Source organism: Peribacillus sp. BM1 (genome assembly GCF_056679975.1).
In genome coordinates this window covers 3,342,075-3,358,135 of sequence record NZ_CM155259.1, presented here as the reverse complement: position 1 = coordinate 3,358,135, position 16,061 = coordinate 3,342,075, and the positions used below count along the sequence as shown (strand labels likewise).

12 protein-coding genes are annotated in these 16,061 nt (G+C 36.7%); 10 read left to right on the top strand and 2 right to left on the bottom strand.

The features are described from left to right. Positions 1-89 precede the first annotated feature (89 nt). Positions 90-1,274 carry an alanyl-tRNA editing protein gene (locus tag AC1MGI_RS16195; protein ID WP_480346216.1) on the bottom strand — a complete coding sequence of 395 codons (1,185 nt, stop codon included), beginning with the start codon at positions 1,272-1,274 and terminating at the stop codon, positions 90-92. A 223-nt stretch (positions 1,275-1,497) separates the two neighbouring features. On the opposite strand from AC1MGI_RS16195, the gene AC1MGI_RS16190 reads away from it, so the two are divergent. The 10 genes from AC1MGI_RS16190 (at position 1,498) to AC1MGI_RS16145 (ending at position 14,446) form a co-directional block, all read left to right on the top strand. After that, complete coding sequence (locus tag AC1MGI_RS16190; protein ID WP_480346215.1) at positions 1,498-3,114, top strand: GGDEF domain-containing response regulator; 1,617 nt, start codon at positions 1,498-1,500, stop codon at positions 3,112-3,114. A gap of 151 nt (positions 3,115-3,265) precedes the next feature. After that, the gene (locus AC1MGI_RS16185; protein WP_062179083.1) at positions 3,266-3,634 is read left to right on the top strand and encodes a response regulator; all 369 of its coding nucleotides are present in this window, start codon (positions 3,266-3,268) and stop codon (positions 3,632-3,634) included. Continuing rightward, complete coding sequence (locus tag AC1MGI_RS16180) at positions 3,624-6,488, top strand: ATP-binding protein (protein ID WP_480346213.1); 2,865 nt, start codon at positions 3,624-3,626, stop codon at positions 6,486-6,488. The genes AC1MGI_RS16185 and AC1MGI_RS16180 overlap by 11 nt, the downstream gene beginning before the upstream one ends. A gap of 134 nt (positions 6,489-6,622) precedes the next feature. After that, the gene (locus AC1MGI_RS16175; RefSeq protein WP_480346212.1) at positions 6,623-7,804 is read left to right on the top strand and encodes a CapA family protein; all 1,182 of its coding nucleotides are present in this window, start codon (positions 6,623-6,625) and stop codon (positions 7,802-7,804) included. Positions 7,805-8,016: 212 nt separating this feature from the next. After that, a complete protein-coding gene (locus AC1MGI_RS16170) occupies positions 8,017-8,889 on the top strand; it encodes a S1-like domain-containing RNA-binding protein (protein ID WP_062179090.1) in 873 nt (290 codons plus the stop codon). Positions 8,890-9,111: 222 nt separating this feature from the next. Further along, positions 9,112-9,909, top strand: a complete 798-nt coding sequence (locus AC1MGI_RS16165) for a 3D domain-containing protein (RefSeq protein WP_480346210.1) — start codon at positions 9,112-9,114, stop codon at positions 9,907-9,909. Between the two features lie 271 nt (positions 9,910-10,180). Beyond that, on the top strand, positions 10,181-12,316 hold the full coding sequence (recQ, locus tag AC1MGI_RS16160) for a DNA helicase RecQ (protein WP_480346209.1): 2,136 nt from the start codon (positions 10,181-10,183) through the stop codon (positions 12,314-12,316). Positions 12,317-12,503: 187 nt separating this feature from the next. Next, a complete protein-coding gene (locus AC1MGI_RS16155; protein WP_480346207.1) occupies positions 12,504-12,785 on the top strand; it encodes a hypothetical protein in 282 nt (93 codons plus the stop codon). 306 nt (positions 12,786-13,091) lie between these two features. Further along, positions 13,092-13,298 (top strand): cold-inducible protein YdjO-related protein, encoded by a 207-nt coding sequence (locus tag AC1MGI_RS16150; protein WP_062179103.1) that lies wholly within the window; start codon positions 13,092-13,094, stop codon positions 13,296-13,298. 953 nt (positions 13,299-14,251) lie between these two features. Next, a complete protein-coding gene (locus AC1MGI_RS16145) occupies positions 14,252-14,446 on the top strand; it encodes a cold-shock protein (protein ID WP_062179105.1) in 195 nt (64 codons plus the stop codon). 402 nt (positions 14,447-14,848) lie between these two features. On the opposite strand, the gene AC1MGI_RS16140 is transcribed toward AC1MGI_RS16145, so the two are convergent. Then, positions 14,849-15,721, bottom strand: a complete 873-nt coding sequence (locus AC1MGI_RS16140) for a YitT family protein (RefSeq protein ID WP_480349824.1) — start codon at positions 15,719-15,721, stop codon at positions 14,849-14,851. Positions 15,722-16,061: the final 340 nt, after the last annotated feature.

The following is a 16,061-nucleotide window of genomic DNA, read 5'->3' as shown; positions in this document are numbered from 1 at the left end:
GATGTAATAATAAGTCTGAACCAACTCTCTTAATGAAGAAGGGTTCAGACTGTTATTTCAGTATTTTAATCATTACAAAATAACTCTTGTTAGTTCACTGTCAATTTCTTTAGTTCCAATTCCGCAAAGGTTAAAAAACCGGCTAATGATTCAGAATTGGGAAATCCAGCTTGAGCTGATTTGTCATTTCCACCACCTTTTCCACCATACACTCCTAAGTTCTGTTTGAAAAATTGTCCGCAATTCACCTCTATTACCCCATTTTGATAAAGCACTGCTTTATTTTCTAGAACAGAGCCGAAAAGGACAACAGCATCTCGTTTAGAGGTAATTTTCGCGGCAAGTAGCTGTAGTTCTTTTAATGATTTATTGGAAAATTCGCGAGTGATAAGTACCCCGTTGTTCTCAGACAAGATTTCTTTCATTTCAATTAATGCCAATTCTTCTTTTAATTTTTCGTTTTCCTCAAGTAGATGCATTTGGTTTTGCTCAGACTTATTCACACGGTCAAGAATGTCATCTCGTCCTGCGCTGTATTTACTGGATAATCTTGTGAGTATTGCTAAGCTTTCCGAGAAATCTCGTAACGCCCGAAATCCACATTTGAAATAAATGCGAGAGAAGCTTTTTTGTTTTTCTATTTTCAACAGTTTAATTATCCCGATTTCACCTGTTTGCCGGACATGTGTTCCACCGCATGGGTTATATTCGATTCCTTCCATTTCAACAATACGAATATTTTCTGTAACCTTAGGTAGCTTCACGACTGGCAATTCTTTAAGCTGTTCAGAAGTAATGAAATAGGTGTGCAGCTTTCTATTTTCGAAAATATATTGATTCGCAAGTTGTTCCATCGTTTTAATTTGATCTTGAGAAAAATCTTTCATGTCCACATCTATCGTCACATAATCTATGCCTAAGTGAAAGCTTAATGTGTTGGCATTAAATAACTCAAGGCATACAGCAGATAGTAGATGTTGGCCACTGTGATGTTGCATATGGTCAAAACGACGCTTCCAGTCGAGTTCACAATGAACCTTACCTAATTCTGGCTTACTGGCTAAAACATGAACAATTGCCTCATTTTTTACTTGCACATCTAATACCTCAATTCCACCAATCCTTCCACGATCAGCTGGCTGACCACCACCTTCTGGATAGAATGCCGTTTCAAGCAATGTTACGTAGAAATGGCCGTCATTTTCAGTAGCTGTTAGAATTTCAGAATCCCAAGCTGTTATTGAAGTATCTTCATAATATAATTTTGTTGTCATTACTTTCTCCTCCTGAACCAAATATCGTCATTATATCATGCAATATTGAATGGATAATTATGAATAAACGAATAGTTTATTTTTGAGGTTGACTAACTTCTTAAGTTTATAATATGAATTGTAAGAACCTTTGAAAAATGTGATCCAAAATGAAAAAATCTATTTGTAAGGCATGTTTATTATTGTATTATGATGAAGGTATGTTAGTAATAGGGGGATATTTGTGAATCTGGAAAAATATAAAAATCATTTAATACAAAATACAAAAAAAATTTTAATGGATTGGTTTGAATCTAAAGAAAATGAAAGGATTCCTCAAAGAGAAGTCTATCGTTTTCTTCATTCGATTAAAGGAACTGCTGGAACCATTCAGCTTGGGGGCCTGATGCAAGTATCTGATCGCTTGCTTTTGGAACTGGATGAAAATAGTAAAAAAGTTTGGGAGCTTGATGAGCTAAGAAATTTTTTATTTGATTTAATGGAGTTAACCTATGAATATGAAAATTTTGAACATGTAACAATAAAAACTAGTACAATCCGACCTTCGAATGCACCGCTTATTCAGATAATTGATGATGATGTGTCCATGTTAATTCTGCTTAAAGATGTACTTGAAGAAAAAGGTTGGATGGTCATAACAAATACAGATCCTGAAAAAGCGGTTAATCAATATTTCGAAATGCAGCCTGATCTTTTAATTCTAGATATACATTTACCGACGAAAGACGGCTTTCACGTATTAGAGGATATACAGACTCATAATGAAAAGTATTTCATTCCCAAAATGATAATAAGTATACAAAATGACAAGCAAACAAGAATAAAAGCTTATCAATCTGGTGCAGATGATTTTATCGGTAAGCCAATTGATATAGAAGAGTTCATCGTGAAGATAGAACGACATTTACAAAGGAAGAAAATGTTTGATCAATCGGTCTTAATAGATGAATTAACTCAAATCTATAATAGAAGATTTTTGGAAGAAACGCTTCCACGATATTTTCAAGAATTTAAACGGTCGAAACAGGCTTTCTCAATCAGCGTGGTAGATATTGATTACTTTAAGCACGTGAATGATACATATGGACATTTGTATGGGGATATAGTGTTAAATGAATTTGCCCAATTTATTAAGAGATCCATTAGAAGTTCCGACCTAATTTTCAGGTATGGGGGAGAAGAGTTTGTCATTATATTTCCAGGAACCAAGAATACAGATGCTCGACAAAGGCTGACGGAACTTATTCATGCATTTTCCCAAAAAGTGTTTATTTATAAAGAGAAGAGTTTTACAGTCACATTCTCTGCTGGATTGTTTACGGTTGATGATGAATTCGTAACTCCTGACGAAGCGTTTAAGTGTGCAGATCATGCCTTATATGCGGCAAAGCGATTAGGTAGAGCGAGAGTTGAAACTGCTGGAAAAGCCCTTTGTTACAAAAAGAATGTACTTAATGTGTCAGTCATTGACGATGATATCATTATTCGGACCATGCTTTATAAAATAATCGAATCGATTGACATGGGTCATATAGAACTAAATATTGCCGTCTTTGAAAACGGGCCTTTATTTTTTGAATCAGGAAGGGCAGATGACGGTCGGGATCATTTTTTGATTGTTGATGGGGTCATGCCAATCATGGATGGACTTGAGGTCCTACAAAAAGTGAAAACTGGTCCTTATGCAAACCAATTCTCGGTATTAATGCTGACTGGACGAAAGAGCAAAGAAAATATTGCTCAAGCATTAAAGCTTGGTGCAGATGATTATGTTACAAAGCCATTCTCAATGCCTGAACTACAGGCGCGAATTGAACGTTTACTAAAACGAGAAAAATAATGCAGATAAGCTAGAAAAAATGACAAAAAATCCGATCTATATAGAATGGGTGTTATTAGAAGATCACTTACAAGTATGAGTATGATAGAAAAATAATGTGGGTGATTCAGCTATTTTCGATTTCTACTCATTTTATTCAAGGAGGAAAAACATGAAACGGATTTTATTGGCAGAAGATGAAGCAGTGTTACGGATGTTAATTGTTGACACGCTTGAGGATGAAGATTTTATCGTTGACGAAGCGGCTGATGGCCAAGAAGCACTTGATTATTTGAAATTGGAAAAATATGATCTTGTAATTCTTGATTATATGATGCCGGTATATACAGGTCTTGAGCTTATTGAAAAAATTAAGGCAGGAGAAACACTGGGACATTCGAAAATTTTGATGCTTTCAGCAAAAAGCCAAGCCTATGAACAAGAAAGAATTCTGTTAGCAGGTGCTGACTACTTTATGGAAAAACCATTCAGTCCTCTTAAACTTTTAGAAAAAATTGAGGAAATTGTAAATGAGGCTTAGGAATTATTTTCGGAACAGCCTGTCCAGACAGGTTATTTTACTCATCAGTGCTTGTTTAATATTTGGTCTTTTTGGTACTGCCATTTTGTTTTTTCTTCAACAAAACTTAAATCATCAATATATCGAGAATCGCAAAGTGCTCGTTGAAGAACGGAAAACGATTAATACGATTTATGATGAATATAACGCTGTTTTTTTAGATATTAGAGGATATGTTGCATCGAATAACCCACAATTGATGGAGCGTGCAAGAGGGAAAGAAAAGGGTATAAGAGCGTTAATCTCAGTACTAGAACGAGATAGTGTGACTATTTCTGAAATATCCGATTACCGAGAAATGGTTGAGTTTTCTGATTATTACTTTGGTGATGTGTTGCCAAATATTATCACTAATTATGAAAATGGTAATCATACTGAAATTCTTGATATAGCAAATACAGAGACTACCATGAAAGTGGAACGGTTTCTAAAAGATACGAAGGCCAAAAGCTCAGCGCTTGATAATCAGTTAGCGAAGAATGTAGTCGAACTTAGTAAAAATCAATCAAATTTACAGCTAATCTTTATCGGTTTTATTGTTCTATTCTTATTGCTCGTCCAATATATTATTCGAATGATTTTTAGAAATATTGGTAAACCACTGATTGACTTCTCATTTGCCGCAAATGAAATTGCCGCTGGTAGAGAAGCGGTTATTCATGTAGATCCTAAGAGAAAAGACGAATTAGGTATGCTATCTGTTGCTTTCCAGAAGATGGTTGAAAGCATTCAGGAAAAAGAACAGGGATTAGTTGCGCAAAATGAAGAGTTAATAGCCCAACAAGATGAATTACATGCACAGCAGCATGAACTTGAAGTCACGTTAGAAAATCTCAGATTACATGAGCAAAAACTCACTAGAAGAAATGAATTAATTCATAGTATTTCTAATACCTTAAATAAAAAAGAAGTTCTTCAAAGTGTTGTTCAAAACATGTGTAAACTGATTGGTGCAGATCGAGGAATCATTAAACTAGTAGAAGAAGACGCTTATGCCGCTTTTGGTCTAACTCAAATAGGTATCGATCGATTTATTCGTTTTATGGATATAGGGTTGGTACAGCGTCTATTTGAGACAAAGCAAGCATTTACCTTGAAACGGGAACAAGAAATTGCAGAAAAAGGATATCATGAGAATATAAACTATAGTTATGATTTGTATTTACCCGTTCTATCATCTTCGCATAAAGTTGAAGCTATCATGGTGTTCAGCCGATACGGTAACAATTTCTCAGACAAGGATTTGAGTGAATATGAAGCATTAGCGAGACAAATTGCAATTTCTCTTGAAAAAATCAAGATGTATGAAGAAACGGAGAGTAATCGTAATTTAAATCAAGATATTTTAAATGCAGTCCAAGAAGGGATTCAGTTGATTGATCAAAATGGTAAAATGATTCAAGTAAATCAGCGTCTAAATTCCATCTTTAATCAAAAACAATTAATAAATGGATTGATAGGATTGTCATGGACTGAATGGAGCTCGCTTATGGCTGAGCAAATAGAAGGGGATAAATTCCTTGTCAATTTGAAAAAAACTATTGAATCTGCTGTAAATGCAGAAGAAGAGCAATCATTTGTTTATTGTAAAAAGGATACAAAACAAATAATGAAGGTGTATGCGAAAACGATTTATCATGGGGATGATTCTCTAAGAACAATCCTTGTTCATCGTGATATAACGAAGGAATACGAAGTTGATCAAATGAAATCTGAATTTGTAAGCACAGTGAGTCATGAATTACGGACTCCTCTAGCAAGTGTCCTGGGTTTTACGGAACTTCTATTAAATAAAAAATTAAAGCCTGAAAGAAAAGTGAAATATTTACAGACGATTTATAATGAAGCAAATCGGTTAACTCTATTAATTAATGATTTCCTTGATGTTCAAAGAATGGAATCAGGTAAGCAAACGTATGAGAAGAAATATGTGGATCTATATCCAATTATTGAAACTACAATCGAACACCAAAAAGTGAATACGACCCTTCATCATTTTGCGTTTAAATCGGGTGTTCATCAGTCCATTATTTTTGGAGATAAATCTAAGCTTGAACAAGTGTTTACGAATCTTCTTAGCAATTCAATAAAATACTCGCCAAATGGAGGAAATGTTACAGTTAGGATAAATGAGAACCCTGAATCTGTATTCATCGAAATTGAGGACGAAGGATTAGGTATTCCTAATGACGCCATTCCACATTTATTCCAAAAGTTTTATCGAGTTGACAATTCGGATCACAGAAGAATTGGCGGAACTGGCCTTGGACTAGCAATTGTTGAAGAGATTGTTAAAGCTAGCGGTGGAAAAATAACCGTCGAATCTGAATATGGAAAGGGAAGTGTCTTCAAGCTTGAATTTCCAAGGGTGATAACAAGGGAGCTAACGAAACAAACGGAAGGAATCTCATCAGATTTGAATTACAATATCATAGTCATTGAAGATGATTTAAGTTTAGCTGAACTTTTAAAACTTGAATTACTTGATAGCGGATTCCATGTAAGTTACTTTAGCAGTGGAAGCCAAGCGTTGGAACAAATGAAAACAGCTGCCCCAGACGCCATTGTTCTAGATATTCTTCTTGAAGAAGATGAAATGGATGGCTGGAGTGTTATGAAAGAATTAAAGGGAAATGAACGATTCAAACATATACCCATCTTTGTTTCAACAGCTCTAGATGAAAAAGAACAAGGTTTTTCTTTAGGTGCTCAAGAATATCTAGTAAAGCCTTATCAGCCAAGCCAACTTTCAAAAGTGATTATGCACACTCTGTTAAGCAATGGGAAACAAGGTCAAATCTTAGTGCCTGAATAAATAATTTACAATTATTGGGATTGGTGTTAGGGATGTTGAAATCTTTAGGAAGAATAGCTGGATGAGTTTAACAGAATTACCAGTGTTGGTATAATAGACAGATAAAGTCTATAAAATAGGAACGGAGAAGGTATATGGGGAGAAAACCGCGAAGAACAAGGAAACTACTTATTCAAACGACGTTACTATTATTTGTCTGTTTGATTATTAGTGTCGCATTTTATCTTTTTCAACTGCAATCGATGGAAAAACAGGCCGTACCAGCTTTTTCTGAAAAAGAAAATCAGGTTCCAAAAGTGGCTGTTAAGAAAGTTCCAGAATCTTCTTTTCTAGAGAAAAAAACGGACGTACATAAGCATGAGCAGTCGCAAACACATAATCCAATCACAGTAACGTTTACCGGAGATGTTTTGTTAGATCGAAGTGTCGGGCAATTAATAGATGCAAATGGAGTAGATTATCCATTTATACAAGTTGGTGAAAGGCTTCAGAACTCTGATATTACGGCAATTAATCTTGAAACATCAGTCTCAACACGTGGCATTCCATCTGATAAGCAATTTACCTTTCGATCGGAACCAAAGACATTGCAAGGTCTAGTCAACTCAGGTGTTGATGTCGTTTCCTTGGCAAATAATCATACACTAGATTATGGACTCGACGCACTACGTGATACATTTGATCATTTGAAATCGTATAATATTGCCTATACAGGTGCAGGGAATAACGAGGAAGAGGCTTTTTCTGCCTTTTATAAGGAAGTGAACGGTAAGAAAATTGCGATCATTGGAATAAGTAGGGTTTTACCTGAGGTATCTTGGGTTGCAAAAGAGGATCAACCTGGTATTGCAAGTGGCTATCAAAATGAACCGATGATGACCTATATAAAGAAAGCAGCTGACCAGTCTGATTATCTAATGATAATGATTCATTGGAATAGAGAAAGACAAGATTACCCCGAAAGCTATGCTAGAGAAATGGGGAAAGCTTTCATTGATGCAGGTGCTTCAGCCGTTATTGGCTCTCACAGTCACTCATTAATGGGGATCGAGGAGTACAAAGGCTGTCCCATTTATTATAGCCTTGGTAATTTCATCTTCACAGAATCGGCTTCGCCAAAAGGTTCAGAAACGCTGATTGTCCAAGTTACTTTAGATAATGGAGAAATTTCTTCTTCGCTCAAACCTGCGAAAATTGTCAAAGGACAACCACAATTCATGGACGAAAACTATAACCAAGCGATTATATCAAAGCTCAATCAACTTTCTTATAATGTAAAGATTGATGGAAAAGGTGCAGTGAGTTACTTGCAGTAACTCCGCGCTTTTTTAAATTAAACATATACAACTCTTTCGAAAAATGATAAATTCAAATATGGTAATCAGAATAGAAACGTGGCTGCTAGCGCTGGATGCGGACAGACGAATATAGTTAAAGACAACTATTATCCGTTTTTAATACGCTAAACGATAAAAAACGGGTACAATATTAGAAGTAGATGTAGCGAAATGCTTCAGGAGGTATAAAGATGAGTAAGATTCAGGCTGGAATGGCCATTAAATTAGAAGTGGAACGAGAAGCTGAGTTTGGTTATTTTATTGGTGACGGGATGGATAGTATCCTTCTACCGAACAGTGAAATCCAATCTGATTCACAGATTTCAATTGGTGATAAAGTGAAGGTTTTTGTCTATCTAGATAAAACGGGTCGCTTGACTGCAACGACGAAAATCCCTGAAGTGCGCTTCGATAGCTATGGCTGGGCAGAGGTTGTCAGCGTGAAAAAGGAAATGGGTGTATTCGTAAACATTGGCTTAAGTAAAGATATCCTAGTTTCAGTTGATGATTTGCCGAACCTGCGTCATCTATGGCCGAAAGTGGGAGATGCCTTATATATTTCACTAAAATCAGATCGTCATGAAAGGTTATTAGGAAAACTTGCGTCAGAAGATGTAATGCAGGAAATGTCAGTCGAAGCCCCATTAAAAGGAATTCGTAACGATTCTGTTAAAGGAAACGTTTACCGATTATTAATGGTTGGCTCTTTTTTCATCTCCCAAGAAGGATATCGATGCTTTATCCATGAAACGGAACGGGTTGAGGAACCTCGTCTTGGTGAGCTTGTGGAAGGACGAGTTATTGATCGGAAAGAGGATGGTACGTTAAATGTTTCCCTTTTACCTTTCAAACAAGATAAAATGGAAGAAGACGCAGCGGTTATTTATAAATATTTATTAAATCGTGGCGGTGCAATGCCATATGGCGATAAAACATTGCCAGAAGATGTGAATTTCCATTTTGGCTTAAGCAAAGGTGCGTTCAAACGTGCACTAGGTAAACTAATGAAAGAAGACAAGGTCTATCAGGAAGATGGCTGGACCTATTCATCAAATCGAAAATAAAGCTTAGGGATGATGAAATTTTCCACTGTGATTTAGTGGGAAATTTCATCATCCTTTTTGTACTGATAATAAATTGACTATTCTGTTTCATTGTTATCTCGTTGTCATCTTTCTGTTATGTTTGTTACTAGATCTTTATCTGCTTGTTCTTTGCAGGGGGAGATTCTGTGTTAACATGAATATTGTTAGCTTGAACAAGCATAACGGGGAGGGAACTATTATATGAAAAAATCAATCTTATCATTAGCTGCGGTTGCGGTATTGTCCGTTAGTCTAGGGTCACAAGCAAATGCGCAGGATGTGAAAGTGAAAGATGGAGATACAATATGGGGACTTTCTCAAACACATCAGGTATCTGTAGAAGACATTATGACATGGAACGGGTTGGAAACGGCTCGAATACATACGGACGATATATTAAAGATTTCAAATGAAGAATATTATACGATTAAATCTGGCGATACATTATGGAGTATTGCGAAAACAAATGGCGTAACAGTCGATGAAATTAAAGAATGGAACGGAATCGAAAGTGATTTAATCTACCCTGGCAATCAGGTTGTTATTTTGGATCGTACAAGTCAGGCACCCGTTCAGTCTGCGTCTGTTCAAAAATCAAGACCTGTTGAAGCTCCAAAGACAGAGTCTACAAAGCAGCCAGTATCAACAGCACCAGCAGAACCAGTCGTTAAACAGACTGCAAAAACTGCAACTAGCACGGAAAACGTCGCAAAGGAAATAAGCGTTACTGCAACAGCTTATACGGCAAGTTGTAATGGCTGCAGCGGAATCACGGCAACTGGAATTAATTTAAAAAACAACCCTGATACGAAGGTAATATCAGTCGATCCGTCTGTCATTCCATTAGGTTCGAAAGTCTATGTTGAAGGATATGGATACGCAGTAGCAGGGGATACCGGCGGAGCGATTAAAGGGAATAAAATCGATGTCTTTGTTCCTAACTTGCAAGATGCAAAAAAATGGGGAAGAAAAAATGTGAAAGTTAAAGTTTTAAACTAAAGGTCAGATAATAAACAGATGGTTATCCCATAACAAAAGGGTCTGAACCCACATCTACTATATATTGTTTATATTATGTGTAAATGACACAATAAACGGTATATAGTGTAGTGAGGTCAGACTCTTTTCTTTTTTATCCCACGCTTAGCTGACAGTAAGACCTCCATTGATTGAAGTTTCACATTATCATTCAATTTGTCATCATATCTATCTTTTCGTATAATGAAAGAGCTTATACAATCTATGAAAATGGATGGAAAGGGTGAATGTGTTGAAAAGTGAGCATCAACAACTGCTTCAAACCTATTTCGGATATGATTCCTTTCGATCAGGACAGGAAGAAATTATCGAATCTGTTCTAGCAGGATACCGTACGGCTGGAATTATGCCGACTGGTGGAGGGAAATCAATTTGTTATCAAATCCCCGCACTTATTTTTCCCGGAATTACGCTTGTCATTTCCCCCCTTATCTCATTAATGAAGGATCAGGTGGATGCTTTACACCAAAATGGCATTTCAGCTACGTTTCTAAATAGTTCCCTTAGTGCTAGTGAAGCGGCAGAACGACTTGCTGAGATTAAAGCAGGAATGCATAAACTGGTGTACATTGCTCCGGAAAGATTAGAACTTCCTCATTTTTTGCATCAATTAAGTGAACTGGATATTTCGTTTGTTGCTATTGACGAGGCACACTGTATATCACAATGGGGGCATGATTTCCGTCCGAGTTATTTGAAAATCAATACACTTCTACAAGAAATTCCGCAGAACCCGGTTGTCCTCGCCCTTACAGCCACTGCTACGCCAATCGTCAAGGAAGATATTTGTCGGACTCTAGATATCGATTTAGACCATCAATTCTCCACAGGATTTGCACGAAGTAATCTTACCTTTTCCGTTATGAAGGATGAAAATAGAGCGCAGTTTTTAATGAGATATTTGGAAAAAAATCATAGTGAGTCAGGGATTATTTACGCATCAACAAGAAAAGATGTGGACCGGATCTCACAAAAGCTTACGAATACTGGGATTAAAGCAGGCAGATACCATGCTGGGATGAATGAGGAGGAGCGTACACGTCAACAGGACGCTTTTTTAAAGGACGATATAACGGTAATGGTGGCTACTTCTGCCTTTGGAATGGGGATTGATAAATCGAATGTGCGGTTTGTTGTACATTATCAAACACCGAAAAATATGGAAAGTTATTATCAAGAAGCGGGACGTGCTGGTCGAGATGGACTTGAAAGTGAATGCATCCTTCTTTATTCGCCCCAGGATTTACATATTCAACGGTTTTTCATTGATCAATCGCAAGGAACAGATGAATGGAAGCATCAGGAGTTACAGAAGCTGAATCAAATGAAGGATTATTGTTTCACAGAAGGGTGCCTGCAAGCCTTCATCCTTCGCTATTTTGGAGAAGAAAACCCTGATGATTGCGGGCGCTGTGAAAATTGTAAAGATAATCGTGCTGAAATGGATGTAACGACAGAATCACAAATGGTTTTGTCTTGCATGATCCGAATGGATGAACGTTTTGGGAAAACATTAATTAGTCAGGTGTTAACGGGTTCAAAGGTGAAAAAGATAGAAGAGTTTGGCTTCCAAAAGTTATCGACTTATGGCATTCTTTCAGCGAAATCAGCCAAGCATGTTGCGGATTTTATCGACTATTTAACTGCACAACAATTCATAGAAATTACCGGCGGGCAGTTTCCAGTGCTAAAGGTAAGTGATACGGGTAAAGAAGTTTTACTAGGAAAACGGAAGGTAATGCAAAAAGAATTAAAACAGGTACAGACTATTACAAATATCGACAGCGGCTTGTTCGAAATGCTTCGCCAAACTCGAAAGGAAATTGCTCAGAATGAAAAAGTTCCACCTTTTATTATTTTTTCCGATGCTGCGTTAAAAGACATGGCAGCCAAATTGCCGGTTACAGTTTCGGAGATACTTATGGTTAAAGGTGTTGGGGCACAGAAACAAGAACGATACGGGGAACAATTTCTTCAAACAATTGCTGAATATCTAGCTGACAATCCCGATGCTGAATTGGAGAAACCTCTTGTGGCTCATGCTGAAGTGAAAAAACAAACTAAAAAAGAAGCCACGCATCTAGAAACTTATCGTTTGTACAAAGAGGGAAATAGTATGAGTGAAATAGCCAGCACTCGTGGTTTAAGTAGAATAACCATTGAAAATCATCTTGTAACATGTGCGGAAGGCGGTTTTGATTTAGAGTGGGAAACGTTGCTACCGAAGGAGAAACTGGAGTTGATCTATCAAGCTATTGAAAGCACAGGTGCTGAGAAGCTCAAGCCGATTAAGGAAAATGTACCAGAGGATATTTCCTACTTCATGATAAAATTAGCATTATTGAAAATGGGACAAACCAATGGATGATTTGGATAAATAAATTCAATTTTTATGAGTATACTAATTTCAGAGGTTAGTATTCTGTTTCATTGTTAATGTTAGATGAGTATCAAAAAAAGAATTGAACATCTAAAATGACTGTTTTTTATCGTGGCTAAGTAAAGTGAATGATTGTAGTTTTATTAGTTTTACATTTGATTTTTGGAGGGGACAGATGGAAGAGAATCGTGATACACCAATTCAAGAGCAGGCGTATACCCCAAGTAATACGGATGTAGTTTCAGTCAAAAGTTGGTTGGGTACTTTAGCATTGTTAATCATTCCAGTTGTTAATATTATCTTGTTGTTTGTTTGGGCATTCGGTGGTGACACCAATTTGAACAGGCGGAATTTTGCTAAGGCACAATTGATTCTAATAGCCATTATTATCGGACTGTACCTTATTGTTCTCGTGTTTTTTTTAGTATTGGTTGGCATTACAGCGAATACTTATTGAATAATCTATGCTAGACACGGTTTTGATTATCTGGACCATTCATTTGTAACTGTGGTTTCACATGAATGAGCCTAAAATTGTTTAACATAGCCATTGAATTAGAGAGAAGATGGAAGAGGATTTTTTTATGTATCAGCAGACTTGAGTGTTGACTATTTTTTGAATGTCCGCTTAATTAGATAAAGTGAAATTTCAATCAGCGGGGTTTCACTGCTCGTTAATGCGGGATAAATAAAATCCGACTATTTTTTTGATAAATAAATCCTGGTAATTATGAGTATACTATCCATAAAGGAGGTTACTCTTATGTACTTTGGTAAAAAGAATGCAGAGGAACCCGTTGTTGAAATGGTCGATACAGACGTCTATTCATGTGAATCTGAGGCTTGTAATGGCTGGATGAGAAAAGATTTTGCAAGTGCAGAAAATACTTGTCCAATGTGTGGGAGCAATCTAGTTGAAGAAGTAAGGGAGTTACCGAAAATTTCGAACGAGTATAATGCTTATCGTTAAGAAGTGAAGGGGGTTGCCTGAATGGTAATCCCTTTGTTCATGAAAAGAGAACTTGACCTCTTTATTAAACAATGGTATGATGGTTATCTTGGTGTTTTTCTTATGAATAACACAGAGGGTAATTTTATATAGAACATTTTTATTAAAGCATGGTAAAACAGTTTTGTTTTAGCAGCATAGAAGTACGACAACGTGTATGTTATGAAGCCTTATGGCCTATTAAGTAAAGAAACCCATTTGTTTTTTCCTCACAAGTTTTTTTATTCTTCAAGTAAACACACTTCTATTCTTTCTTTCCATTGGATTATGAACCCTTGTGTCTAGGGATTTCCGACAGTTACCTTTAATAAACATGTGCTTACAGTCAAATCTGATTCTCACTGGCGCGGTCTAGGAACCGTAGAGATGGGAGAGAGGCAGGGCTTTCATTGTTTTAGGTTTGGAACAGAAATTACTCTCATGCTTTTCGAAGTTAGTTTGAAAAGCTGGTCATCATTGATAGACTAACTAAAGTTGCTCTTATGAGAAAGAGCAGCTTTTTATTTTTTGAAATTATTTCTTAATCTACAGGCTATTCTCCTTGCTAGCTCTAAATTCTTAAAAAGATAGGCTCTTTTCGTAAAGATTGTTGTTTTTGCAAGTAACAAATTCGAGCAGATGTTGATTGTAGTGGAAGGTGCGAGGCTCCTGAGACCGCCCGCGGAAAGCAAGTACCTGAAACGGAAATCAACCCAGAATAGTCGTGTAAATATCATTCAAAAGCAACAAAGTATGCGAAAACAGCCAAAAGATAAGAGTCAAAACGGGAAAGATCTAACTATGATCCGACGATAGTTTTCCTTTTGCAAAGCGCTTAGGCTGTTCTTATGGTATAATGAAAGAGAACGATTATTTACAGGCAAGTTTTTTGAAAAATACGCACCGAACCATTTTAATCAAAGGAGTGAGCTATTTTGTATAGACGTAATAATACAGAAGAAGTGGAACCGGAAGAAACAAAGATTTGGGATTGTGCATCTCCGACTTGTAAGGGATGGGTTCGAGCGAATTTTACAATGAGTGAACAGCCTAGCTGTCCTTTATGCGGTAGTGAAATGGTTGCTACGACAAAAATGCTTCAAGCGATTGATAATCCAAGGCATAAATAAGAACGACAAACAATGCACACTGCCAATGTGTATTATTTTTTGCAATAAATATAAAGACTGCAATTATTAACATTCTTTTTATCTCGTATTAACGGGCAGTACCCCCTCAAGGCTTAGAGGAAGCGTAGGTGTAGGTGGGGATGAAGAAAATCACAGATTGAAGTTTCACTTTATGAAAAAGAACTACCCATTAGAAGGTTACTCATAACCTCACTGATGGCTAGTTCTTTTTTTGTTTGAAGGACATGGGAACCGGGCTTCGTGACTTACTAATAAGCCCTCTACTTAGCTGGTTTACTAAAGTTATCCAAATTCGGACTCTTTACCGCCACCATTGTGATTAGGCAAGTGGAGCGTGCTACATGTGGTAAGTGATGGCGTTTTAACGCCATATTCGATTTGTTAGTGAATGTCTCTCTTTTTAAACTGGCCGCCGCGAACTTCAGCAATATCTCCGATTGCTAAGAAAGCCGATGAATCAAAGTCCTTCACAATTTCCTTAAGCTTTGCTTCTTCAAGTCGGTTGATTACACAGAAAATGACCTTCTTGTCGTCTCCGGAGAAAGCTCCTTCTCCACTTAAGTAAGTAACACCGCGACCCAATCGATGCAGAATAGCATCCCCAATTTCGCGAAATTCATCACTGATGATCCAAACAAATTTCGATTCATCCAATCCTGCGATGACAATATCCATTGTTTTAAATGCCACATAATACGCGAGGATGGAGTACATTGCACGGTCCCATGAATAGACGAATCCGGCACATGCAAAGATGAATAAGTTAAAAAACATGATAATTTCCCCTACAGAGAATGGAAGCTTCTTGCTTGCAAGTATCGCTAGGATTTCTGTTCCATCAAGAGAACCTCCATAACGAATAACGATTCCGACTCCAACGCCGACAATCATTCCGCCAAAGATTGAAGCGAGTAAGATATCTTGAGTAAACGCTGGTACATGGTGAAGGAAAATGGAAGCTATGGAAAGTACAACAATTCCATAAAGGGTGGATAATGCAAATGTTTTACCAATCTGTTTATAACCTATGAAGAAAAACGGAAGATTGAGAACGAAGAGAAATACTCCTAATTTCCAGTCAGTTATGTAAGAAAGCATGATTGATATCCCTGTTATTCCGCCATCGATGACATTATTAGGGACAAGGAATACTTCAAGACCGATACTCATTAAAATCGCTCCGATTGTAATTAATATCCCCCTTTGAAGAATTTGCCTTGCGGTGAGTTTCTTGTGTTTCGCTTTTTTAATCATTGCTTCTACTGTCGTTAAATCTGATGCATTTGACATATAGATACCCTCTCTCTCTGTCTTTATACGTGGAAAAGAAACTTGGAAAATAAATACTTCTTAAATTATTATACAGTTTTACTATTCATAAAAATATTTATTTGCATTCAATCTTTCAAAATTATGTATTTTAACCAGCTGTTTTCTGCTAAAGCAGATAGTGGTATCAAATTATTCTAGCCGTTGTCTCCGATTCTCATTCTTTTTTTCGGTACCTAAAAACGATGTGAAATTAAGATTTGTCTTTTCTGAATGGGCTGATTACTATACACTGATAATAAAAACATCCCTCATGGAGACGATT

What these genes read in the sequence shown, in the direction of transcription:
- AC1MGI_RS16195 (WP_480346216.1), bottom strand. Translation starts at nt 1,274, where the DNA reads ATGACAACAAAATTATATTATGAAGATACTTCAATAACAGCTTGGGAT.
- AC1MGI_RS16185 (WP_062179083.1), top strand. Translation starts at nt 3,266, where the DNA reads ATGAAACGGATTTTATTGGCAGAAGATGAAGCAGTGTTACGGATGTTA.
- AC1MGI_RS16180 (WP_480346213.1), top strand. Translation starts at nt 3,624, where the DNA reads ATGAGGCTTAGGAATTATTTTCGGAACAGCCTGTCCAGACAGGTTATT.
- AC1MGI_RS16175 (WP_480346212.1), top strand. Translation starts at nt 6,623, where the DNA reads ATGGGGAGAAAACCGCGAAGAACAAGGAAACTACTTATTCAAACGACG.
- AC1MGI_RS16170 (WP_062179090.1), top strand. Translation starts at nt 8,017, where the DNA reads ATGAGTAAGATTCAGGCTGGAATGGCCATTAAATTAGAAGTGGAACGA.
- AC1MGI_RS16165 (WP_480346210.1), top strand. Translation starts at nt 9,112, where the DNA reads ATGAAAAAATCAATCTTATCATTAGCTGCGGTTGCGGTATTGTCCGTT.
- AC1MGI_RS16155 (WP_480346207.1), top strand. Translation starts at nt 12,504, where the DNA reads ATGGAAGAGAATCGTGATACACCAATTCAAGAGCAGGCGTATACCCCA.
- AC1MGI_RS16150 (WP_062179103.1), top strand. Translation starts at nt 13,092, where the DNA reads ATGTACTTTGGTAAAAAGAATGCAGAGGAACCCGTTGTTGAAATGGTC.
- AC1MGI_RS16140 (WP_480349824.1), bottom strand. Translation starts at nt 15,721, where the DNA reads ATGATTAAAAAAGCGAAACACAAGAAACTCACCGCAAGGCAAATTCTT.